This window comes from Enteroscipio rubneri (assembly GCF_002899715.1).
In the GTDB taxonomy this organism is placed as follows: Bacteria; Actinomycetota; Coriobacteriia; order Coriobacteriales; family Eggerthellaceae; genus Enteroscipio; species Enteroscipio rubneri.
In genome coordinates this window covers 491,962-513,915 of record NZ_PPEK01000001.1, presented here as the reverse complement: position 1 = coordinate 513,915, position 21,954 = coordinate 491,962, and the positions used below count along the sequence as shown (strand labels likewise).

The 21,954-nt window shown below is 64.0% G+C and carries 19 protein-coding genes and 2 tRNA genes; 3 read left to right on the top strand and 18 right to left on the bottom strand.

The features are described from left to right. The first annotated feature begins 23 nt into the window (after positions 1 to 23). Entirely contained in the window at positions 24 to 1,292 is a 1,269-nt protein-coding gene (locus tag C2L71_RS02145) for a hypothetical protein (protein WP_103264119.1), read from the top strand. 90 nt (positions 1,293 to 1,382) lie between these two features. On the opposite strand, the gene C2L71_RS02140 is transcribed toward C2L71_RS02145, so the two are convergent. Then, complete coding sequence (locus C2L71_RS02140; RefSeq protein WP_103264118.1) at positions 1,383 to 1,862, bottom strand: hypothetical protein; 480 nt, start codon at positions 1,860 to 1,862, stop codon at positions 1,383 to 1,385. Positions 1,863 to 2,126: 264 nt separating this feature from the next. Here C2L71_RS02140 and C2L71_RS02135 point away from each other — a divergent pair. After that, positions 2,127 to 2,202: transfer RNA gene (locus C2L71_RS02135), tRNA-Ala, on the top strand. A 107-nt stretch (positions 2,203 to 2,309) separates the two neighbouring features. Here C2L71_RS02135 and C2L71_RS02130 read toward each other — a convergent pair. The 3 genes from C2L71_RS02130 to C2L71_RS02120 form a co-directional block, all read right to left on the bottom strand. Next, entirely contained in the window at positions 2,310 to 3,422 is a 1,113-nt protein-coding gene (locus C2L71_RS02130; protein WP_103264255.1) for an NADH:flavin oxidoreductase, read from the bottom strand. 118 nt (positions 3,423 to 3,540) lie between these two features. Next, positions 3,541 to 3,840 carry a CDP-alcohol phosphatidyltransferase gene (locus C2L71_RS02125; RefSeq protein ID WP_103264117.1) on the bottom strand — a complete coding sequence of 100 codons (300 nt, stop codon included), beginning with the start codon at positions 3,838 to 3,840 and terminating at the stop codon, positions 3,541 to 3,543. A gap of 231 nt (positions 3,841 to 4,071) precedes the next feature. Then, positions 4,072 to 4,908 (bottom strand): TspO/MBR family protein, encoded by an 837-nt coding sequence (locus tag C2L71_RS02120; RefSeq protein WP_103264116.1) that lies wholly within the window; start codon positions 4,906 to 4,908, stop codon positions 4,072 to 4,074. A 96-nt stretch (positions 4,909 to 5,004) separates the two neighbouring features. On the opposite strand from C2L71_RS02120, the gene C2L71_RS11890 reads away from it, so the two are divergent. Further along, positions 5,005 to 5,235 (top strand): hypothetical protein, encoded by a 231-nt coding sequence (locus C2L71_RS11890; RefSeq protein ID WP_129588462.1) that lies wholly within the window; start codon positions 5,005 to 5,007, stop codon positions 5,233 to 5,235. A gap of 55 nt (positions 5,236 to 5,290) precedes the next feature. Here C2L71_RS11890 and C2L71_RS02115 read toward each other — a convergent pair whose 3' ends face one another. The 14 genes from C2L71_RS02115 to C2L71_RS02045 form a co-directional block, all read right to left on the bottom strand. Continuing rightward, on the bottom strand, positions 5,291 to 6,466 hold the full coding sequence (locus C2L71_RS02115) for a peptidase U32 family protein (protein WP_239926232.1): 1,176 nt from the start codon (positions 6,464 to 6,466) through the stop codon (positions 5,291 to 5,293). A 128-nt stretch (positions 6,467 to 6,594) separates the two neighbouring features. Then, positions 6,595 to 8,097 carry a cysteine--tRNA ligase gene (cysS, locus tag C2L71_RS02110; RefSeq protein WP_103264114.1) on the bottom strand — a complete coding sequence of 501 codons (1,503 nt, stop codon included), beginning with the start codon at positions 8,095 to 8,097 and terminating at the stop codon, positions 6,595 to 6,597. Between the two features lie 70 nt (positions 8,098 to 8,167). Next, on the bottom strand, positions 8,168 to 8,683 hold the full coding sequence (ispF, locus tag C2L71_RS02105) for a 2-C-methyl-D-erythritol 2,4-cyclodiphosphate synthase (RefSeq protein ID WP_103264113.1): 516 nt from the start codon (positions 8,681 to 8,683) through the stop codon (positions 8,168 to 8,170). Between the two features lie 145 nt (positions 8,684 to 8,828). Continuing rightward, complete coding sequence (ispD, locus tag C2L71_RS02100) at positions 8,829 to 9,671, bottom strand: 2-C-methyl-D-erythritol 4-phosphate cytidylyltransferase (protein ID WP_103264112.1); 843 nt, start codon at positions 9,669 to 9,671, stop codon at positions 8,829 to 8,831. Between the two features lie 146 nt (positions 9,672 to 9,817). After that, on the bottom strand, positions 9,818 to 12,382 hold the full coding sequence (locus C2L71_RS02095; RefSeq protein WP_103264111.1) for an ATP-dependent Clp protease ATP-binding subunit: 2,565 nt from the start codon (positions 12,380 to 12,382) through the stop codon (positions 9,818 to 9,820). A gap of 553 nt (positions 12,383 to 12,935) precedes the next feature. Continuing rightward, positions 12,936 to 14,921: a lysine--tRNA ligase gene (gene lysS, locus C2L71_RS02090; RefSeq protein ID WP_103264110.1), complete on the bottom strand. Its 1,986-nt coding sequence runs from the start codon at positions 14,919 to 14,921 to the stop codon at positions 12,936 to 12,938. Positions 14,922 to 15,177: 256 nt separating this feature from the next. Next, on the bottom strand, positions 15,178 to 15,648 hold the full coding sequence (gene greA / locus C2L71_RS02080) for a transcription elongation factor GreA (RefSeq protein ID WP_103264109.1): 471 nt from the start codon (positions 15,646 to 15,648) through the stop codon (positions 15,178 to 15,180). A 179-nt stretch (positions 15,649 to 15,827) separates the two neighbouring features. Beyond that, complete coding sequence (tatA, locus tag C2L71_RS02075; protein WP_103264108.1) at positions 15,828 to 16,097, bottom strand: twin-arginine translocase TatA/TatE family subunit; 270 nt, start codon at positions 16,095 to 16,097, stop codon at positions 15,828 to 15,830. 127 nt (positions 16,098 to 16,224) lie between these two features. Then, positions 16,225 to 16,301 (bottom strand) — tRNA-Pro (locus C2L71_RS02070). 222 nt (positions 16,302 to 16,523) lie between these two features. Next, positions 16,524 to 17,849 (bottom strand): FtsX-like permease family protein, encoded by a 1,326-nt coding sequence (locus C2L71_RS02065; RefSeq protein ID WP_103264107.1) that lies wholly within the window; start codon positions 17,847 to 17,849, stop codon positions 16,524 to 16,526. 74 nt (positions 17,850 to 17,923) lie between these two features. Further along, positions 17,924 to 19,255, bottom strand: a complete 1,332-nt coding sequence (locus C2L71_RS02060) for an FtsX-like permease family protein (RefSeq protein ID WP_103264106.1) — start codon at positions 19,253 to 19,255, stop codon at positions 17,924 to 17,926. Next, the gene (locus tag C2L71_RS02055) at positions 19,252 to 19,986 is read right to left on the bottom strand and encodes an ABC transporter ATP-binding protein (protein WP_103264105.1); all 735 of its coding nucleotides are present in this window, start codon (positions 19,984 to 19,986) and stop codon (positions 19,252 to 19,254) included. Before C2L71_RS02055 ends, C2L71_RS02060 begins: the two co-directional genes overlap by 4 nt. Positions 19,987 to 20,178: 192 nt before the next feature. Then, positions 20,179 to 21,132, bottom strand: coding sequence for a helix-turn-helix transcriptional regulator (locus tag C2L71_RS02050; protein WP_103264104.1), 954 nt, complete (start codon positions 21,130 to 21,132; stop codon positions 20,179 to 20,181). A 285-nt stretch (positions 21,133 to 21,417) separates the two neighbouring features. Beyond that, positions 21,418 to 21,861 (bottom strand): PaaI family thioesterase, encoded by a 444-nt coding sequence (locus C2L71_RS02045; RefSeq protein WP_103264103.1) that lies wholly within the window; start codon positions 21,859 to 21,861, stop codon positions 21,418 to 21,420. Positions 21,862 to 21,954 lie beyond the last annotated feature (93 nt).

Sequence of the window (21,954 nt, the reverse complement as noted above, 5' to 3'; positions counted from 1 at the left end):
TCGAGCGGCAGTGAGGTTTCGCTATGCAGAATCGAATCGAATCGTACCCGTGGCTTGCCGCACATAAGCGGCTCGCAACTGCGGTGCTGGAGCGAAGGCGTGATCGCGATGCGCTCATCGATGCGCTCGCCTATGCGCTCGAAGAGAGCTGCGTCTCGCTGCCTATTATCGAAAATGGCGAGGATCTGAACGACATCTGCCCGTTCACGATCTTCGCCGCCTTCTGTCGTCCGTTGGACAATAATCGGCGCGTTCGTCTTTTCACCTGCCTGTGCGATGCGCTCGGCCTTCTCGACGTCCGCCCGCCGGAGTCCTTCGAAGGGCTCGCCCTCGTCCAGGACCGGCAGGCGCGCCTCTTTGGCCGCGGCGCGGCCGAGCCGCTTCAGATTGAGGCGCTCTGGAACCTGTTCGCCGTCGCCATGGAACGCGATTCGGACGAGGCTGGGATGAAGCGGGTGCAGGCGCAGGTGGAGAACCTGCGCCTGCCGGGCCGAACCGTGTTGCCCATCGTCCTGTCATGGGTGCGGCCCGATGCGTTCCCGCCGCCACGCGCCTGCACACCCGAGACTCCCGTGCTCGATCCGAAAAAGACGGCGAAGCTGCTCGATGCATACGGCGCACACCTGTTGCAGCACGATCGCGACGATCGGACCCGCCGGGCTGTCCGATGTTTTCAAGCTCGATGGAACGAGGAAGCGGACGATGTTGCAGCCATGCTGTCCGACGCGCTTGCAGAGAGCCATCATCTGCTGTTCAAGGGATACTTCTTCAACCCTCACAAAGAGATGCTCGCGTTTGCCCAGGCGGAGCCAGAAGCGACGAGGCATGCTCTCCGATCGCTCTTCGACGAGAAGGAGCCGCTCATCGAGCGCATCTGTCGATTCGAGGCCGAGACAGCACGCCTGTTCGAGCAACATCGCGCCCTCGTTGCGAACGCGGTCCCTCGACGGTCGTCCCACGGGAACTACTATACGGCTTGCGTGTACCTGTTCCTTCGGTATCCTGATCGGCATCCCCTGTACTCGCCGCGCCGCCTGAAGGCGCTCGACCAGGCGACCGGCTACGGATGCTCGTACCGCATTGCGCATCCTGAGTCGGTCACGCGCTTCGCGGAGCTTTGCGAGGCCCTGAAGCCCGCACTGCGCGGATGGATCGGCGTGCCGGGGCGGCGGCCCGACTCGGCAGGAGCGGAACTGCGCATGACGACGAACGCCGACTCCTCACGCGACGCCGAGCTCAACCTGCTCATCGAGGAACTCGCGCTCTTCGCATGCGCCCGAACTCCGGCCTAGGGCGAGCCGCCGAGCATCTTCCGTATGACGCGCATCGCGGTGCTGCGCACAGCCTCCGGCGCCTTCGGATGCGCATCGGGGCGTCCTTGCTCAGGGATGCTCGTCGAAGTACCCCGTCTGGCCGCGCACCTGCCAAGCGCATACGGCGAGCGCGATGACGAATAGGCCGCTCACGAGCGAGGTAAGGTCGCATCTGCCATACGATATACTACTGGCTAGGGCCCACGCCGTCAGCATGGCATCCGCGAACACGATCCAAAAGAAAAGCGTGATCCTGCGCGGGTTCTTCGCCCCGCGCATGCCGAGCGCACCTATGGCCAAGTTGAGAAGAGCCCCCAAAAACGCCATAGCGCCCGTCTGGGGCACGACGAGATCGCGGCCAACCGAACCGAGCAGCGGCATATCGACCGCATAGGCCGCCCACAGGGCAGATCCTCCCACAAGTTCGACCAGCGCCCATGCGACCATGAGCACGCACAAGCTGTGGAGACACCGCTGCCAACGCGTCATCGGCGCGCCGTCGTCCCCCATCGTGCGTGGCCGTGCGGCCGCACCTGCATTTTCAGCCATTGTCTCCCACCTCAGCAGCACGCGCCGAAACCGAGCCGCCGAGGACCCGACCCGGGCAATCGCCCATCGAAGGCATCCAGTATACCAACCTTTCGGGGCAGTCGCTCGCGCGCAGGGGCAAGCGGCTCGCAATCGCAGGCGCCGCACGCAGGCTCGGGGGCTCCCTCCTCAGCCGGCAGCGACCCTGATACCGGGGATCGTAGATTTCCAAAAAAACCTCTTGACCGGATGTGCGCTTGCGTTATACTAAAGCTCGCACTTTTCGGGGCCTTAGCTCAGCTGGGAGAGCGCATGGCTGGCAGCCATGAGGTCAGGGGTTCGATCCCCCTAGGCTCCACCATGAATTCGCAAGCCGTCGGCATAAAGCCGACGGCTTGTTTCGTTTTTCAGCTTCAGAACCGTGCCGTAAGAGCGCGCTGTGCACGTTCGGCACAATCCCGGGCACGATCAGGAATGCCCTATGCCCTCACCCGGATCGACTCGGCACTCCGCCGCTTCGTCGCGCTTTCTCAGGATGCAACGGCGATCGGGAGACGCGACGCATTGGTTGCAGGATACGCAACGCACCGAATACGCAGGATCCTCCTTCCACCGAGCGACAAGATCGGGCTCGCAGAGCAGCGGACGGCTCAAACCGAACGCGGCAATCCCGTCTTCGGCCACCATGCGCTCCATTACTTCGAAGCTCCTGTTCCCGCCCGTCACCACCACCGGCACGTCCACCTCGCGCGCCAAACGCCGTGCGTAGGCGCCGAAGTATGGCTCCCCCGCAAACGCGCGCGTCTTGCAGGCTCGCCAGACCCCGCTCGCCTCGACGGCATCGATGCCGCCGCGCACGAACAACTTCGCCGCTTGAAGGCTATCGTCCTCGGTGAGTCCCCCGCCCGCACCGTCGCTGCTGTTCAGTTTGATCATGAGCGGAAACGCCAGCCCCACCTCCCTGCGCGCTGCTTCGATAACTTCGACGACGATGCGAGCACGGTTCTCGATCGACCCTCCGTAGGCATCGGTGCGCTGGTTCATGCGGGAACTCAGAAACTGGCTGAGCAGGTAGCCATGGGCGGCATGCACCTCGACGCCGTCGAACCCGGCGTCGCGCGCCCTTCGGGCGGCGCGGGCGAACGCTTCCACCACGTCGTCGATGTCTTGCTGCGAGGCTTCCTCCGGGATAATGCCCGTGCTCGGCTCCGCGATGGCGGACGGCCCGAGAATGCGCGCGCTGGGGGGATCGAGCCGCGTCGCCGAACCCCCGTAGACGATCTGCGCCACGATGCGCGCTCCTCGTGCATGCACGGCCTCGACCAGAGCGCGATACGCGGGAACGAGCGCGTCGTCGTGCATGCCCAGCATGCGGGGATTGGGCTGCTCGTCTGCCATGACGTGCGCATACCCGGTGATGATCGTGCCGACGCCTCCTTCTGCGAGCCTTTCGTACACAGCCTGCAGCGCCGACGTCGGCCGCCCGGCGTCATCGGCGAGCGCCTCATAGGTGGCGGCGCGCACGAACCGGTTCTTGGCCCGTAGCGTCCCAATCTCGAATTTCTCGAACAGCTTGCTCACCTTGCCCACTCCCTTGCACGAGAAACGACCGCACGCGGCTGCTTCAGACGAGCCCCCGCCAATCGCGGCCGTTGCGCCCTTGAATCGGAAGCGGCCGCTTGCACGGCCGCCATCGCTGCTATTCGGTTTTCTCGGACGCGTAGAACGTCGCTTGGCCGAAGAGATCGGAGATCGATTTCCCGTCGGCGAAGGGGAGCGTCAAGAACTCACTCACCGTGGGCACGAGTTCGCTCGCATCGACGTAATGACCCTTTTCGTTCAAACGGGTCGTGTCCTGCACCCGCCAGTACCGGTCGTTCACGTCGGTGAGGTAATACGTCGCTCCGTCAACCTCCATGTACACGGAATGCTTCGCGTGCAGGTAGGTTGGGAGCTCGTCGAGGGATACGTCGAGTGCCTCCGCTGCCTTCGTTCCCATAGCGACCCCTTTCGTCCGGGTTTCCTTGCCGCTTATCATAGCAAGAAGTACCGGCGGTTGCATCGGGAAAAGCTGATTCGCCGCGCTGCTGCACGCCGCGCAGGGCATGGTGCGCACGGCGCCGCGCAGGGCCGCCTTACCCGGAGGACAACCGGAAGAAGGCAGCCGCGCTCGCCCGGAAGACGGCTGCGCCCGCCTGGGTGCCGGGCGGGCGCGAAACCCGGCGCAAGCCTAGCCCCGCATCGCGGCCAGCACCTTGGAGACCGGCACGAACGTGGCGATCGCGGCCACGACGAGCATGATGTACACGAGAGCCGCCGTGAAGCCCGACACCTCGCCCACGTTCACGGCGACGCCGATAAGCGCCCAGAAGAACACGAGCGGGAAGGCGATGTCCTGGTAGCGCTTCCTCATGACGTAGCCCAGCACCAGCACGCCCGCGGTGAGCAGCACCACCGAGAGGCCGTTGAAGAACGGAACGCCGCCGTCGAGGGCGCGCGTGATGAGGATGGCCAGGTTCGCGAGCGTCGCCACGGTCACCCAGGCCGTGTAGATTGAGATGGGCACCCAGCCCCATCCCGTCCGCGCCGTGCGGCGCACGTTCAGGTACAGGGACGCGAGCACCACCCACTCGGCGACGATGACGATGAGTGAGATGCCCACCAGCTCGAAATGCCAGAGCGCCAGCCACAGCACGTTCAGAACGCAGCTCGCGATGAACAGCACGGACGTGAAGCTGAAACGCTTCGGCCGAGTAGGCGCCTCGCGCGTGTAGGAGACGAGCCAGCCGATGAGCGCAACGTAGATGAGCGACCAGATGGAGAAGACGTAGCCGGCCGGCGTGAACCACGTGAACACGCCGTATGCGACCGTGGCCGACGTATTCCCGCCCACTTGGCCGGCTTCGATGATGACGTTGCCGAGCAGCGTGAGGGCGTAGACGATCCAGAGCGTGACGGTCTCGGGCGTGAGATAGCCGCCGCGCTCGAGCTTCCGGCCCGTCTTCGTGCTGCGGACTCGCTGGGCGACGCCGGGAGCCGCCGTCGAGCGATAGACATGGTTGGGCATGATGCACCTCGCTTTCCTTGGAGCGATGATGTCGTTCCTTTTCGTAGAGTGCAGCCCAGTGTAACGCGCCGGATCACAAGCGCGATAACGGCCTCTTTGCAGAACTCCATCGCTTCGACGCAGTTCACAGGCCCTATCATCAACGATGAGACACAAAATCACCCTAAGGCAGCCAACCGCGGAAGCATCGACGAACACCTTTCCCCTCAGTCCCATGCGCGGGATTTCTGCCTGTGCGGGCTGTTAGTTTTAGCCAACTCCAACGTTCGCGCCGATCTCGGCATCGTGCCTGTTGACTCTTTTTCCACCACGCCGCATATCGAGTAAGCTGCGGAAAACAGCCCGCACAAGAGCACGCCCCGCGCAAAGCGTCTTGACCGTGTCAGTCGGCGCGGATGCGCAGGTAGCCGCCCGGGGAGAGGGGTTCTTCCGTCTCGAAGGCATAGCGTTCGGCCGAGCGGTTCGCCGCGGACACGGCAACGGGCGCGGGATGCGGGTCATCCTCATCGGCCTCCGGCAACCAGACCAAATTGCGGACCCGCACCGGCACGACAGAGCGATGAGGACAGAGCGCCTCCAGCTCGTCGCCCTCGCAAAAGCGGTTGCGACACATGGCCTCCACGCGCCACGCGCCCGGGCCGGCCGGCTCGCATGCGCGCACGTCGGCCGCGTGCAGGCACTCCCTTATGTAGCCGTCGCGCTCGGACGACTGCTCGGCGGGCCCGTAGTAGAAGCCGGTGGAATAGGGACGGTGCGACACGCACGCGAGCTCGGCCGCGCCCTCGGCCGGGTCAGCCCCGTCGAGCACGCGGCGGTAAGCGTGCACGACCGTGGCCACATAGAACGCCTTCTTGTTGCGGCCTTCTATCTTAAGCGAGTCCACGCCAGCCGCGATCAGGTCATCCAAGTGCTCCACCATGCACAGGTCCTGCGCGTTCATGACGTAGGTGCCGCGCACATCTTCCTCCACCGGGTAGAACTCGCCGGGGCGCTGCTCCTCCACAAGCGCGTAGCTCCACCGGCACGGCTGGGCGCAGTGCCCCTTGTTGCCCGAGCGGCCGGCCATCGCCGAGCTCAAGAGACAGCGCCCCGACACGGCCATGCACATGGCCCCGTGCACGAACGCCTCCAGCTCCAGCCCGCGCGGCGCGTCGGCGCGCATCCGCGCGACGTCCTCCACACTCATCTCGCGGGCGCACACCACACGGCTCGCGCCCAGCTCGTACCACATGCGGGCGGCCTCGGCGTTCATCACGCCGGCCTGGGTACTCACGTGCAGATCAACGTGCGGCGCATGTCGACGCGCGAGCGAGAACGCGCCGAGATCGCTCACGATGAGCGCGTCGGCGCCCGCGGCGTCGAGGGCCTCCAGGTACGCGGGCAGCGCCGCCACGTCGTCGGCGTCCATGAGCGCGTTCACGGCCACGTAGGCCTTCGCACCAGCCGTATGCGCGCAGACCACGGCCGCGGGCACGTCGTCGAGCGCGAAGTTCGAGGCGCGCTGGCGCAGCCCGAAGCGGTCGCAGGCGAAGTACACCGCATCCGCGCCGAAGCGCACGGCCGCCTCCAGCTGCGCCCGCCCGCCGACCGGCGCGAGGAGTTCAGGTGAAGATGTCTCTCGGTTTCGCATGCGCCGTATTGTAGCGCAGGTTTCGGAAAAGACGCGGGTTGGCGTTGCGCCGACCGTCAGGCCAGCGCAACCCTCGGACCTTGCGGGGTGTCCTCGATGACGAAGCCGAGACCGCACAAACCGTCGCGCACGGCGTCGGCGCAGGCCCAGTCCTTGGCAGCGCGTGCTTCGGAGCGAGCATTCAAAAGCGCATCCATGGCCTCGACGGCATCGGCGCCGTCGTAGCCGGCAAGATCGGCGGCCAGCGCCACGACCTCGGTCGGATATGTGTTCGCGGCGCAGGCGCCCGACTCTGCAGCAACGTCGATGCCGAACACGCCCATGAGCTCCACGACGAGATCCCGCACGCCTTGCACTGCATCCGCATCCTCGCGCGAAAGCGTCTTTTCGGCCGTCATCCCGTTCGCCTCAGCGATGAGCTCGAACACCTCACCGAGCGCCTTGCACGTGTTGAAGTCGTCGTCCATCGCCTGGATGAAGGCTTCTTTCGCCTGTTCCGTGCGGACGGATAGCGCAGCGGCATCGAGCACGGACGGGCCATCCTCAGCGTTCTTTAGAAGCCAGTCGAGGTTTTTCACCGCGTTGCCAATACGGCAGAGCGCGACGGACGCCTCAGCCACACGTTCCTCGGAAAAGTCGAGCGGCGAGCGATAGTGCGTCTGCAGCATGAGGAAGCGCAGCACGGCCGGATCGGTGGTTTTCAGGATGTCGCGCAGCAGCTTGAAATTGCCGAGCGACTTGCTCATCTTCTCGGAGTTGATCTGCAGCATGCCGCCGTGCATCCAATAGTTCGCGAACGTGCAGCCGCACGCCGCCTCGCTCTGGGCACGCTCGTTCTCATGGTGCGGGAACACCAGGTCGCCGCCACCGCCGTGGATATCGAACGGCAGCCCCAGGTACGTGCGCGACATGGCCGAACACTCGATGTGCCAGCCCGGGCGCCCCTGGCCCCAGGGAGACTCCCACGCCGGCTCGCCGGGCTTGGCGGCCTTCCACAAGGCGAAGTCGAGCGGATCGCGCTTGCGGTCCTCGATGCCCTTGCCGTCGGCGCGCAGCTCGCGGTGACCGCCCTCCATCTCGTCGATGTTGCGGCCCGACAGCTCGCCGTAGGCAGGGTACGAGCGCACGCTGAAGTACACGTCCCCCTCCACTTCGTAGGCATGGTCGCTATCGATGAGCTCCTGGATGAGCTTCAACATGGCGGGGATCTCCTCGGTGGCCTTCGGGCGCACATCGGGGTCGAGCACGTTCACCTTGCGCATATCCTCGATAAACGCCTCCGTGTACTCGGCGGCCACTTCAGCGGCCGTACGTCCTTCTTCGAGCGACTTCGCGATAATCTTGTCGTCGACGTCGGTGACGTTCTGCACGAACGTCACATCAAAGCCCCGCCACATGAGGTAGCGACGGATGTTATCGAAGGAAATGAACGTGCGTGCATTTCCCACGTGGATGTAGTTGTACACGGTGGGGCCGCACACGTACATACCTACCTTGCCCGGCTCGAGTGTAACGAGGTCGGTCTTGGTGCGCGTCTTGGTATCGTAGAGTCGTATCATGGTGGCTGTACCTTTCGGCTGATTCGTTCGGTGGAAAGCGAGGAGTGCGGACGGGCTGCAGGATCGCGTTTCAGAACTCGCGACATCGGCAAAGCAGGCAGACCGCCGTCGCCGATATGCCTTCTTCGCGGCCCTCGAAGCCCAGCTGCTCGGTGGTGGTGGCTTTCACGCCCACGTTTTCCACCGCAACGCCCATAGCGCGCGCAAGGTTCTCGCGCATGGCCTCACGATACGGCGCAAGCTTGGGAGCCTGGGCGGCAATGACGGAATCCACGTCGAGTATCTGAAAGCCTTCGGCGCGCACCTTCCCCGCCACAGAAGCCAGCAGCTTGAGCGAGTCGGCGCCCGCATAGGCCGGATCGGTATCGGGAAACAGTTTGCCGATATCACCCCCGCGTATGCCGCCGAGCAGCGCATCGGCAACGGCATGCGCCAGCACGTCGGCGTCGGAGTGGCCCAGCAGCCCGCGGACATGGGGAACGTTCACGCCACCCAAGATGAGCTTGCGCCCCTCGGCGAACGCGTGCACGTCGTACCCCTGCCCGACGCGCAGCGAAGTCGGATCGAACGTCGCAGGCTGCATCATTCGCTTCCTCCGATCTCAGCATGCGCAGACGATGCGGCAACGTCCGCCAAGCGAGTTCCGCACGAGCCGAAACGTCCAGCGGGCGTTTCGTGCGAGCAGGACCGTCCGAGCGGCGGGATATTGCCGCATCGCCTTCCGCGGATGCTCATTCTTCCCCGCCCTTCATGTACATGGTCCGAACAGCGGCAGCCAGCATGAGGTAGTCCTCGGGCACGGTGAGCTTGATGTTGTCGCGCTTGCCTTCAACCACGAGCACGCGCCCGCCCAGCCGCTCGATAAGCGACGAGTCGTCGGTGCCAACAAAACCGTCTGAAAGCGCCGAGGCGTGTGCGCGCCGGTAAATGCCCGCGCGAAACACTTGCGGCGTCTGCGCGTTCCAAAACACACTGCGATCGGGCGTGCCCACGATCACCCCGTTCTCGACCACCTTGAGCGTGTCGACGGCCGGATGAGCCACGATTGCGCCATCGCAATCAATGTTGCCCTTGAGGGTCGCAATGGTGTGAGCGATGAGATCGGGCGATATAAGAGGCCGGGCACCGTCGTGCAGAACGACGTATTCGTAGTCCTCAGGAACGAACTCGAGACCGGAAAATGCCGATTCCTGGCGACTCGGACCCGAAGGGGCCATCACCACCGGCGTGACGAACGGGAACGGATCGATCGCGTGCTTCAAGTACTCCGCCTGGCGGTCCTCAGGGCACACGATAACGATGAGGCCGATATCCCCCACCGCATCGAAGGCCTCGGCCGACCAGGTGAGAATAGGCTTGCCTGCAATCTCGACCAACTGCTTGCCGCCCTCTTTGCCGAAACGCTCTCCCGTGCCCCCCGCCAAGATGATAGCCGCCGTCTGCGGATGCTTGTCTACCTCCCCCTTAAGCCCGCCAATCGTCTGCGTGAGCGCATCGAAGTCGAAATCGCCCATGGCCAGCTCGGCAGCGCCCAGCACCTCGGGGGAGAAAACGGGATCGATTGTTTTCGGCATGATCGTCCTTCTCGGGTCGTTTTGCGATGCGCATTAGTATACGACAAATCTCGTTTGGCGGCTTGGCGAGCCATATGCTATGCCGATCATCCCCTGAAAGCGACGAGGGCCGCCCTCTCGGACGGCCCTCGCGAACGCTCGGATGCCTAGTCGGCGGCTCCACCGGACATCGAGCCACCACCGGTCACACCGGCATGGCCCAAATCGTAGTTCGTCAGCAGAAGCTCCGCTTCCCGGGCGATGCTGTCGCGCTTGCGCGGCGCAGGAATTGATCCCGAACCCGCCGAGAACACCAGCTCGCCGTCCACGGCATCCACGTCGATGACCGAACCGCTCGTCCACATGCCCTCGAGAATCTCCTCGGACAGAGGATCCTCCAGCAAACGCTGGATGGCCCGGCGCAGAGGCCGCGCGCCGAACGTCGCGTCGGTACCTTCCTTCGCGATGAGCTTGCGCGCCGCCTCGGTCAAGTTGATGGTCATATTCTGCTCGATCAAGCGTTCGCGCAAATCGGCCACCATGAGCTCGACGATCTTCTCGATCTGCTCGTCGTTGAGCGACTTAAACACGATGATCTCGTCGATGCGGTTTAGGAACTCGGGCCGGAACAGCTTCTTCATCTCCGCCATGACGCGACTCTTGATCTCCTTGTCGGAGAGGCCAGCATGCTCCTCGACCGAGAAGCCCAGGGTCGTCGGCTCCGCGATCTCGCGGGCGCCCACGTTCGACGTCATGATGATGACCGCATTGCGGAAGTCCACCGTGCGCCCCTGCGCGTCGGTCAAGCGGCCTTCCTCCAAGATCTGGAGCAGGATGTTGAACACATCGGGGTGGGCCTTCTCGATCTCGTCGAACAGCACGACCGAGTAGGGACGCTGACGCACGGCCTTCGTCAACTGGCCGCCCTCATCGAAGCCCACGTAGCCCGGAGGCGAACCCACGAGACGCGAGACACTATGCTTCTCCATGTACTCGGACATATCGAAGCTCAAGAGCGCGTCCTCGGAGTTGAACAGGAACTCGGCCAGCGCCTTGGAAAGCTCCGTCTTACCCACACCTGAAGGGCCGAGGAAAATGAACGAACCGGCGGGGCGCTTCGGGTCCTTCAGACCCGAGCGCGAACGGCGGATAGCCTTCGAGAGCGCCGTCACGGCCTCTTCCTGGCCCACCACGCGCTCGTGAAGCACGGCTTCCATGCGCAGAAGCTTCTCGGTCTCAGCCTCGGTGAGATTCGACACCGGCACGCCCGTGGTCATGGACACCACGTCAGCGATATCCTCCACCGTCACCTGGTGGATGGATTTCTGAGCGTCCTCCTCCCACTTCTTCTCGGCTTCTTCGCGCTTGGACTTGAGCTCGGACTCCTGATCGCGCAGCTGGGCGGCGCGCTCGAAGTCTTGCGCAGCGATGGCGGTATCCTTCTCTCCGCGAAGCTTGCGCAGCTCGTCGTCAAGGTCGCGCAGTTCTTTCGGCAGCGTCATGTTGCGAATGCGCATGCGCGCGCCGGCCTCGTCAAGCACGTCGATGGCCTTGTCGGGCAGGAAGCGGTCCTGGATGTAGCGGTCGACCAGCGCCACGGCCGCCTGTAGGGCCTCGTCGGTGAAGTGCACCTGGTGATGCGCTTCGTACCGGTCGCGAAGGCCTTCCATGATGCGCAGTGCCTGCTCCTCGTTCGGCTCACCCACGGTGATGGGCTGGAAGCGCCGCTCGAGCGCGGAGTCCTTCTCCAGGTGCTTGCGGTACTCGTCGATGGTGGTGGCGCCGATCACCTGGATCTCACCGCGCGACAACGGCGGCTTGAGGATGGCAGCGGCGTCGATCGAGCCCTCGGCCGAACCGGCCCCGATGAGCGTGTGCATCTCGTCGATGAACAGGATGATGTCGCCCGCATCCATAACCTCTTTGATGCATTTTTTCAGGCGCTCCTCGAACTCGCCGCGATACTTGGAGCCCGCAACGAGCGCACTCACATCAAGTGTGAACAGACGTTTGCCTCGCAGGATGTCAGGCACCTGGTTCGATACGATGAGCTGCGCCAGGCCCTCGACGACGGCGGTCTTGCCCACGCCCGGCTCGCCGATAAGCAGCGGATTGTTCTTCTGGCGGCGGGAGAGCACCTGCATGACCCGCTCGATCTCGCCTGCACGGCCGATGACCGGGTCGAGCTTGCCGTCGCGCGCCTTCTGTGTGAGATCGGTGCCGAACTCCTTGAGCACGCTGTCCGACGACCCAGCGTTCGGGTCGAACGGGTTGCGGCCGGCGTACACCGGGCTCTGCCCCACCAGGTCGTTGAGCGCCGAGCGCACATCGTCGCCCGAGACGCCCAGGCGCGTGAGCACCTCGAGCGCCGTTCCGTCGCCCTCGCGCACGATGCCCAACAGCAAATGCTCGGTGGATATGTAGGATTGGCCCATCTGCATGGCCTCGCGCAGGCTGTTCTCAAGCACGCGCTTCACGCGCGGCGTGAAGGAGAGGTGCCCGGACACGTCGGTATCCTCGTCGATGGTCACAACTTGACGGATGGCCTGCACCACGGCGTCGTACTTGACGTTCAGGCGCTCGAGCGCTTGGGCGGCCAAACCGTCTTTCTCCTGGATAAGACCGAGCAGAATGTGCTCGGTGCCCACATAGGGTTGATGAAGCGATCGTGCCTCATCCTGAGCAAGGACAAGCACTTTACGCGCTTTGTCCGTGAATTTCTCGAATGACATCTAAAGCCTCGATTCTCGCGGAGCTTCTTGTGTTTCGTAGTACATGCTAGCACTCTCGTCAAGAGAGTGCCAACGCGGTGGCTGCCGCACACGCGTGCTCCATAACTTGCGCTCACGCGCGACGGAGCCATCGTACCACAACCTCGCACGGCGCGCGTTCGAGCGGGCGGATGACTCCGAACGTGCTCGCTTTTGACGAGGAGCTGAAACGTAGGCGAATGTCGAGAACCCGTTCGCTGGCGGAGGAGTCTCGTCCTCGGACGGCCCCGCCCTCGCGCGAGGCATTCGCAGAAGATGCGCAACGCGTGCCGTTCGCGAATCAGCGCCTGGACAGGACTCGAGACGGTCGCGGCGCAAGGACGGCCCGATCCGCCCTCCAGCGCAGAGCAGCAGGTTCCGCATTTGCACACGTGCAGGGACCCGAGTCGGACCCGCGAAGCCTCCGTGCCTGCACGGAGGAGGCATCATGAACCACGCTGCTATGCTGGACCCCCTCGACTGCACCTCTTTCGACGAGCAGCTTCCTTCATCGAGGTCGCTTCTTGACAGGACGCTAGTACAGCTTCGCGCCGGCGGGGATGCGGTCGTCCACCATCAGCAGATTGAGGCGTTCCTCGGGTTCGCCGTCCTCGCCCGGCTCCTCATGGATGGCCGAAAGCAACATGCCGCACGAGTCGACACCCATCATAGTGCGCGGCGGGAGGTTGGTGATAGCGATAAGCGTGCGGCCCACCAGCTCCTCCGGCTCGTAGTAGGCATGGATGCCGGACAGGATGACGCGGTCGGCGCCCGTGCCGTCGTCGAGCGTGAACTGCAGCAGCTTCTTGCTCTTGGGAACGGCCACGCACTCCTTCACCTTCACGGCGCGGAAGTCCGACTTGCTGAACGTGTCGAAATCGACCTCGTCCTCAAACAGCGGCTCGACGACCACCTTCGAGAAATCGATGGGAGCGGCCGCCCTGATAGGAGCGATCGCTGCGGCCTGGGCCGAAGCCACCGGCGCGGCACCGCCGCGCGGATGCCCGCCCGCAGGCGCCTCATCGCGCATGTGAGGAAAAAGCAGCACGTCGCGAATGGACGGCGCGTCGGCGAGCAGCATCACCAGACGGTCGATGCCCAAGCCCACGCCTCCGGCGGGCGGCATTCCGTACTCGAGCGCGCGCACGTAGTCGTCGTCGTATCCCATGGCCTCATCGTCGCCGAGATCCTTCGCCTCCACCTGCGCACGAAAACGCTCGGCCTGGTCAACCGGATCATTCAGCTCGCCGAAAGCGTTGGCGTACTCGTGCCCGCAGATGAACAGCTCGAAGCGCTCGGTGAGGTCCGGATTGCCCGCTTTCTTCTTGGCCAGCGGCGACACCTCAAGTGGATGGTCGATAACGAAGGTGGGCTGAATGAGTTTCTCCTCGGCCACAGCCTCGAAAATCTCGGCGATCAGCTTGCCCTTGCCCCACGTCGCATCGGCATGCCCGCCGTTACGCTCGAGGATAGACGCAAGCTCGTCGCGCGTGCGCTCGAAGTTCACTTGCTCGCCTGCTCCTTCGGTGGCCAGCTCGATCATGGATGCGCGGCGCCACTCGCCCGACAGGTCGATGTCCTGTCCCTGGTAGGTGATCTGCAACGTACCGCACGCAGCCTGCGCCGCGGCTTGGATGTAGCCCTGCGTGAGCTCCATCATGCCCTCGAGATCGGAGAACGCCTGATAAGCCTCCATGGTGGTGAACTCCGGGTTGTGGAACGGGTCCATGCCCTCGTTGCGGAACTGGCGCCCGATCTCGAACACCTTTTCGAACCCGCCCACAAGCAAGCGCTTGAGGGGCAGTTCCGTAGCGATGCGCAGGTAGTAGTCGCGGTCGAGCGCATTGAAATGTGTGACGAACGGCTTGGCGTTCGCACCGCCTAGGATAGGATGCAGAAAGGGCGTTTCCACCTCGTAAAAACCCTGATCCTCCATATAACGGCGGATGGCGGCAACGATCTTGAAGCGCTTCTCGAACGTATCCTTGACCTCGGGGTTCATGACGAGGTCGACATAGCGCTGACGGTAGCGCGTCTCCTTGTCAGCCAGGCCGTGGAACTTCTCGGGAAGCGGACGAAGGCTCTTGGACAGCAGCTCGAAGGACTGGATAGCCACAGACAGCTGCCCGCGCTTCGTGCGCATCATAGTGCCCGCGACGCCGATCCAGTCGCCCACATCGAGGTTCTTGAGCTCGGCGAATGCGTCTTCGCCGAGCGCATTGATGCGGCAGAACAGCTGGATATCGCCCGTCGAGTCGCGCAGTTCGAGGAAAGCGATCTTACCCTGGTCTCGCTTCGCCATGATGCGACCGGCAACCTGCACCTCGTCTTCGGTTGATGCGCCGTCCTCCAGGCCCTCGTACTGGGCGGCCAGGTCCGCCAGGTGGTGCGAGTACTTGAACGCGTGACCGTACGGATCCTTGCCAGCCGCCAGCAGCGCATCGCGCTTGGCCAGGCGCACTGCGACGGGATCGTCCTCGATGATCTGTCCGGTGGTGGTCGTGTCGTTGATGTCGCTCATTGTTCAGCCCCTCAATCTCGTACAGCCCGCATAGCGAGGCTTGCCCGCCAGGGACAAGCCCTTCGCGCGAAGCGCGAAAACCAACCGCGCAGGTTGGCGTAGTAAGTCAGCGAGGCCCGCCGTCGCACCCGAAATTCGGGAGATGGCGCAGGCGTTGCGTACCTGGGTACGCAAGCCCGCAGCATCGCGCGAAGATCGGGTGCGACGGCGGGCCGCAGCGTCAAGAAGTTCCGGCGGCCGTCAGGCCGACGAAACCCTAGTGCTCGATCTTAGTAATGGTCATGACAATCTCGCGACCGGTCGGGCCGGTCGTTTCCACCTTGTCGCCCTTTTTGTGGCCCAAAAGCGCCGAGCCCACCGGCGATTCGTTCGATATTCTGCCGGCGGCGGCATCGCTCTCGGCGCCGCCCACGATGGTGAACACGCGTTCACGGCCGCCCATGTCGACGGTCACCGTCGAGCCGATGTGCACGTTGTTCGAGCGCTTCGGCGTATTGACCACCGTAGCCTCCGACAGGATGCGGCTGATCTCGGCGATGCGCGCCTCCATCATACCCTGCTCGTTCTTCGCGTCGTCGTACTCCGAATTCTCGGAGATATCGCCGAACTCGCGCGCCACTTTGATACGCTCGCCGATCTCAGCGCGTTTCTCCGTCTCGAGAAAATGCAGTTCTTCCTCGAGCTTATCCTTGCCCTCCTGAGTGAGGATGAAATTGCTGTCAGCCATATTCCGCCGCCTATCCAAGTGCAAAACAGGCACGCCCGCACATGCAAGCGTGCAATCCGATATCCTATGCTGGTGGTAGAAAAGCACCCGCACCGTGCGCTGGCGCTATATGAAAAAAGCGGTATGCGCAAGACGCGAGCCGTCTGCACATACCGCACACCAAACAAAACCCGCTTAGACTACTCGGCCTTCTTCTTGGCCACCGTGGTCTTCCTGGCAGCCGTGGTCTTCTTCTTGACCGGCTCCTCTTCTTCCTCGACGACCTCTTCCACATCGTCTTCGTCGGCCTCTTCGATGGCCTTGTCGCCACCGCCGATGCCTTCGCGGAGGTTCTTGACGGTCTTGCCGAGCGCGCTGCCAAGCTTCGGAAGGTTCTTCGGCCCGAAGATGAGCAGAATCACCGCGAGGATGATGAGAAGCTCCGGCATTCCCATTCCAAGGATTTTCATACAGCCCTCCAAGTTGCTCGTGCGGAGCCCGCCTTCGCAGGCCCGCCCACTCCAGCCTCGCCAGAGTAGCACTTCTATGCAAAAAAGGGATGTTCTTTATGTCGAAAGCACATCCCTTTCAGCTCCATGGTCGGGATGACAGGATTTGAACCTGCGGCCTCTGCGTCCCGAACGCAGCGCTCTACCAAGCTGAGCCACATCCCGATGCCGCTTAATGCAGCGACGGTTATGATAGCACAACGGATTGAAAAGCAAAAGAAAATGCCTCGACATTTTCGCTTTCACCGCATCTTCACCGGAAAGGAGAACGTGCCGAGCAGGAGGCCGATCCTCGGCAGAAACGCACGGTGCCGACAGGCGTCCGCCGCGCATTCCGGTCGGCGATCGGCGGCAATGAGAGAGCGGCAGCAAGGAAGCCTGACCGGCCTACTCCCCCACAGCCAGAACCCGCGCAGGCTCCCGGCGAAGGGCGGAGCAGGTGGGAATGAGAGTGGCGGCCAGCAGCAAGACGAAGCCCACGAGCGACACGAGAAGCCCCTCGCCGAAAGCGAGCCCGGTAAGCAGCGGCATGCCCACCGCAGAAGCTACGACCGCGTTCGAGGCGAGCGCAGCGAGCGCGGCGACGAGCGTGGCAGTGACGGCATGGATGAGCGCTTCGCATGCGGCCGCTGCTACGAGCGTCTCCGGGCGCGCGCCGGCGGCAATGAGCAACGCCGTATCGCGCGTGCGGGACTTCGACGTCATCACCACGCTCACCGCTGCGCCAACGGCGCACAGGAGCACCGGGCCTCCGAACAGGATGAGCGCTTCTGTCCAATCGAGGCCGGTGAAGCGCAGGCCGTGGAGCGCGTTGTAGTCCGCCCACACTCCCATGACCGAAAAGATACCCGCCACCAGCCCAAAGCCCACCATGACTGGCGTCTGAACCGACGTGCTGGAGCCCAATCCGTAGCGTGCGGTGCGCCGCGCCACGAACCAGGCATTCCAACGCGTTCCCGGCACAAGCGACGTCCACGCGTCCATCGCCGCCGACAACGCCAGAGGGGAGATGCAGGCCAGCACCGCAACTGCGAGAATGGGCAGGTACAGCGACCAGTTCATCACGACGTCCGGCGCAGCGCCGACCATGAGGAAGACCGTCCAGCCCGTGCACGCGGTCAGGACTGCGAACAGCGCGATACGCAAACACGTCATCCCCCTGCGCTTCGGCTCCGATTCACGCAAAGCCATGAGGGGCGGCGTGTTTCCCGCGCTGCGGGCGCCTTTAAACCCGCCGCAGAAGAACACGCCCGCCACCGCAAGCCACACCGTCGGCATCATCGAGAAGCTCACGTGGGGCGTCGCTTGAGCAAGCGCCTCCTTCGCGCCGAACACCATCGGGAAAAGCGGGACGAACGTCGCCGCCTCGAGCAGGGTTCCGACGATCGCGCCGAGCACGGCCACAACGACCAGCTGGGCCAGCACCACGCAGCTCACCCGGCGCGGGCTCACGTTAGCCAACCGCCACAAGGCGTAGGAGCGCCGCTGTGCGGACACGGTCAGGTTCGACGCCGAAACGAGCACCGCAACCGCGGCCACCGACGAGAATGCCAGCACCACGGAGCCGATGTAGCGCATGCCTGAGAACGTCGCCGCCGTCTCTTCGAGCGACGCCGCCCACCCGCCGACGTACCCGCAGGCCACGGCCACGCAGAACGCGCCTACCCATGTGGCGGCATGGTCGCGCAGATCACAGAACACAAGCTTTATCATGGTCGACCTTCCTTTCTCCCAATGCGTCGACAAGAGTATCTTTCAAAAATGATGCTCCGGAAACCTCCCCCCTGCTACTCCTCTACGGCCAGTACGAGAGCGGGTTGTTTGCGCAGAGCCGACAGAGTAGGAACGAGCGTGGCGGCCAGCACCAGGACAAAGCCAGCGATCGACACCACGAGGCCCTCGCCGAACGCTAGGCCGCTGAACAGAGGAAATTCCACCGCAGCGGCCACTACAGCGTTGGATGCCGCTGCGACCGCCATGCCGGCGAGCGTGGCAGTAGCAGCGTGGATAAGCGCCTCGAACCCCGCGGCCGCGACGAGCGTTTCCGGGCGCGCGCCGCTCGCGATAAGAAGCGCCACGTCGCGGGTGCGGGTGCGCGACGACATGACCACGCTCACTGCCGCTCCCACCGCGCACAGCAGAATGGGGCCGCCGAGCAGCAGGACAGACGTGGTGAAGTCGAGCGTCGCGTTGAGGGTCAAGCCATACTGTTGTATGACGGTCTCCAATAAGCTGCTAAGCGAGAAAATACCAGCAACCAGTCCAAATCCTACCATGATGGGCGTCTCAACCGAGGTGCTAACCGAAAGGCCATGGCGGGCGATATGGCGCGCTATGTACCACGCATTCCAGCGGTTCTGCGACACGAGCGACGTCCACGCGCTCAGCAATGCCGAGAACACCGCCGGAGCCACGGACACAAGCGCTGCCGCCATAAGAAGCGGGAGGAACAGCGAATTACCCAAAGCATCCAGGTCTTTTCCGAACAGGGAGGAAGCAAGCTGCCAGGTGCCGAATACCAACCCTGCGAACAGCACGACGCGCAGCCATGTCATGCCCTTGCGGGGCTGATCCGTCGCGCGCAGAACGGTCATGGGCGACGTCCTCCCCGCGCCGCGGGCGCCCTTCAAGCCCCCGACGAGAAACACGCCCGCCACCGAAAGCCATACCAAGGGCATAAACGGCAGTCCAGCGTCGAGAACCACCTGGTCGATGGGCTGGTAGAAGGGCGAACTGAACACGAGCGGGAACAGCGGGACAAACGAGGCTGCTTCAACAAGCGTGCCGACCACCGCGCCGAGCACCGCCACCACGGCCAGCTGCGCGAGCACGACTGCAGCCACCCGCCGCGGGCTCACGTTTGCCAGTTGCCACAGGGCGTAGCTTCGCCGCTGCATCGCCACCGTAAGATTCGCCGCCGACGCGAGCACCGCCATCGCTGCCATTGCAGAGAACATGAGCATGGTGACCGCAAGCGATTCCATGTTCGGGTACGACTTCGCCGTGGCCATCAACGACGCCGCGAAGCCACCGATGAATCCGCAGGCCACGGCCACGCAGAACGCACCTACCCATGTGGCGGCATGGTCGCGCAGATCGAGGAACACAAGGCGCATCATCGCGCCGCCTCCAGTGCCTTGAGGATGTCCGTCGGATTCGATCGCCCCAACTCGCGAACCACCCGACCGTCCTTCAGCACGAGGATGCGGTCGGCCATCGAGGCCGCCTCCAAGTCGTGGGTCACCATGACTACCGAGCGCGCCGGATCGTCCGCGATGCCGCGCAGAAGCCCGAGCGCCTCGCGCCCGTTCTTCGAATCGAGCGCACCGGTCGGCTCGTCGGCGAACACGACGTCCGCGCCGCCCGCAAGCGCCCGTGCGATGGCCACTCGCTGCTGCTCGCCGCCGGACATATCAGCGGGGCGGCTCTTCTCGCGCCCTTCGAGGCCCACACCCGCAAGCACCTCGCGCACCTGCGCGGCCGTAAGCGGCCGCCCGGCCAGGCGCGCAGGCAGCGACACGTTTTCGCCCGCCGTGAGCGAGGGGATGAGGTTGTACGACTGGAAAATGAAGCCCACATGGTCGCGCCTCGTCTTGAACAGATCGTTGCGACCGGCGCCCACCACCTGCCGGCCCATCACCTCGACGGAGCCCGCGTCCGCTGCCTCCAACCCGGACAGGCAATACAGTAGCGTCGATTTGCCCGAGCCGCTCGGCCCTACGATTGCCACCATCTCGCCGGCAGCGACGTGCAGGCTGACGCCGCGCAGCACGTCGGTTGCACGCCGTTTGCTTCCGCGTCCGATAACGAATGATTTGCACACTTCGCGTGCGACAACGGTACAGCTCATACGATCTCCTTTGAATGGTTTTCGGCACAGGACTGCTGGAGCGAAGCGCGCTTCGCTTTTATCGGCACGGTATGGGGACTGGAAGGGGCTATGTCCGGGCGACGACCGGGAGCATGCCGCTCGCGCCGTTCGAGAACGTCACAGCGCAGCTGTGCGGGGCTCGATCGGAACGCAGGAACGTACCGCCCTCGTCTAGGGACGGAGCGCCTTGACGGCGGCGCTGATCAGACCCCCAAGAGGCCAGGCCAGCCAGAACCACCACTGCCCGCCCAACGCGGGCACGAACAGCAGCACGAGAGCGACAGCCGTAGCGGCGCACATAATGGCAACGTACAGGCGATGATCGCTTTTGGCTCGACGCGCGCGTTTTGCCAGATTCTCGTCGAGATCGTCGATGCGCGCCTCATCCACGACATGCAGCGATCGCAAGTTGTATTTCTCCACATTGCAGCGCGACGCGAGCAGCCACCCGCGCAGGATGCAGAACGTGCCCGCCGCAGCAAGCAGCAGGCAGACGGCGCTCGAAAGCGACGGCGCCGCAGGCAGCACGATGGTCGCCGCCAGCCCCGCCACGATCAAGCCGATGCCCACCACCAAACCGATGGACAGGGCGCGTCGGGCCTCGGTTTTCTGCTCGGCGGTGTAGAAATCCTCGACAAAAGGATGGGCTACGCGAAATCCGTTCCGCTCGAACGAGGCCGGCAGGATGATGGCCAGCCCGGCCACGGCGCCCACCAGCATGAGCACGCTCGAATAGCTCTGGTAGGAGCTTCCCGGCATCAGCGTTGCGTCCGTTAAGAACATGGCCAGCGCGAATCCCAAGATGACGACAGCCACGCCAAGCGGCAGCTTCCATGCGAATGCACGCATGGCCTCGTCGTAGCCGGTTACGTCTTGGGGAGGCTGCGCAATGGGCAGGCTTGCAGTCGGGGCGGCCGGGCGCTCGGTCAGATCGCCGCACACCAGATCGTCGAGCGTGCACTCGAACAGGGCACACAGGCGCAGCAGCTTGTCCATCTCCGGGTAGGCGCGCTCGGCCTCCCACTTGGAAACCGACTGGCGACTCACACCCAAAAGCATCGCCAGCTGCTCCTGGGTCATGTTGCGCGCGGCGCGCAGGTGCTGCAGGTTGTCGCGGAAGCTCATAGGTCCGTCCTTCGGTCGTGCACGCCCACCCCTACGGCCGGCGCATCAGTCGGCCCCGGTGCGCCGACGCCTCCATACTGGGGGCGCGCGAGCCGCCGCTCAACCAACTTGCGGCTTCTTTTTTGCGTATCGCCTGTCAACCCGTGGTATCGAAATGCAGGTCAAAGCCCTATAGTGCAGGCAGCGGGAAAATCTCGCGCTCAAGGCCGGTGATTTCGCGCGGCACCGTCGGCGTCGCCATGCAACCGACGGAGCGGCAGTCCGCGCGTTCGCGACGGCGCTCGACTACACCCGCTTGGCACTCTTCGAAACTGCACGCTCGCGTTCCTTGGCGGCCAAGTATTCTAGGGTGACGATCTTCGTCACGATGACGCCATCGGACACCACATCCCCCTCTTCGTCGTAGGCGGCTACGTTCCAGAACTGCTTGACAGCGCCCGTGCGCTCGGAGGTCTCCTCGTGGTCGAGCTCGGCCACTCCGCGCAGCATGCCCTCTTTCCCGCTCTTCCTGTGGCGCACGTGCACGTCGACGCCGAACGGACGCTCTGTCTCGAAATCGGCGTTCTCCTCCGCGCCGCGGCTTGCAGCCGACTCGAGCATCGCGATGGTCGCCCCCCCATGCAGAAAGCCGAATGGCTGGTACAGATCGGGCGTGATGGGCATCGCAGCCTCGACGCGCGTCGTGGAGGACGATATGATCTCTATGTGCAGCGTCTCGTTGAGCGCCATAGTAAACTCCTTCTCGTTGTTTCTTCGCGCTGTGCATACATCCCGCCCGGGGTGAACTAGAGCGAGCTGTGTTCATCCTCGTCAGTATACTGT

Excerpts from the sequence above, each read along its gene's own strand:
- C2L71_RS02145 (WP_103264119.1), top strand. The coding sequence starts at position 24 with ATGCAGAATCGAATCGAATCGTACCCGTGGCTTGCCGCACATAAGCGG.
- C2L71_RS02140 (WP_103264118.1), bottom strand. The coding sequence starts at position 1,862 with ATGGCTGAAAATGCAGGTGCGGCCGCACGGCCACGCACGATGGGGGAC.
- C2L71_RS02125 (WP_103264117.1), bottom strand. The coding sequence starts at position 3,840 with ATGGGAACGAAGGCAGCGGAGGCACTCGACGTATCCCTCGACGAGCTC.
- C2L71_RS02120 (WP_103264116.1), bottom strand. The coding sequence starts at position 4,908 with ATGCCCAACCATGTCTATCGCTCGACGGCGGCTCCCGGCGTCGCCCAG.
- cysS (WP_103264114.1), bottom strand. The coding sequence starts at position 8,097 with ATGATACGACTCTACGATACCAAGACGCGCACCAAGACCGACCTCGTT.
- ispF (WP_103264113.1), bottom strand. The coding sequence starts at position 8,683 with ATGATGCAGCCTGCGACGTTCGATCCGACTTCGCTGCGCGTCGGGCAG.
- ispD (WP_103264112.1), bottom strand. The coding sequence starts at position 9,671 with ATGCCGAAAACAATCGATCCCGTTTTCTCCCCCGAGGTGCTGGGCGCT.
- C2L71_RS02095 (WP_103264111.1), bottom strand. The coding sequence starts at position 12,382 with ATGTCATTCGAGAAATTCACGGACAAAGCGCGTAAAGTGCTTGTCCTT.
- lysS (WP_103264110.1), bottom strand. The coding sequence starts at position 14,921 with ATGAGCGACATCAACGACACGACCACCACCGGACAGATCATCGAGGAC.
- greA (WP_103264109.1), bottom strand. The coding sequence starts at position 15,648 with ATGGCTGACAGCAATTTCATCCTCACTCAGGAGGGCAAGGATAAGCTC.
- tatA (WP_103264108.1), bottom strand. The coding sequence starts at position 16,097 with ATGAAAATCCTTGGAATGGGAATGCCGGAGCTTCTCATCATCCTCGCG.
- C2L71_RS02065 (WP_103264107.1), bottom strand. The coding sequence starts at position 17,849 with ATGATAAAGCTTGTGTTCTGTGATCTGCGCGACCATGCCGCCACATGG.
- C2L71_RS02060 (WP_103264106.1), bottom strand. The coding sequence starts at position 19,255 with ATGATGCGCCTTGTGTTCCTCGATCTGCGCGACCATGCCGCCACATGG.
- C2L71_RS02055 (WP_103264105.1), bottom strand. The coding sequence starts at position 19,986 with ATGAGCTGTACCGTTGTCGCACGCGAAGTGTGCAAATCATTCGTTATC.
- C2L71_RS02050 (WP_103264104.1), bottom strand. The coding sequence starts at position 21,132 with ATGAGCTTCCGCGACAACCTGCAGCACCTGCGCGCCGCGCGCAACATG.
- C2L71_RS02045 (WP_103264103.1), bottom strand. The coding sequence starts at position 21,861 with ATGGCGCTCAACGAGACGCTGCACATAGAGATCATATCGTCCTCCACG.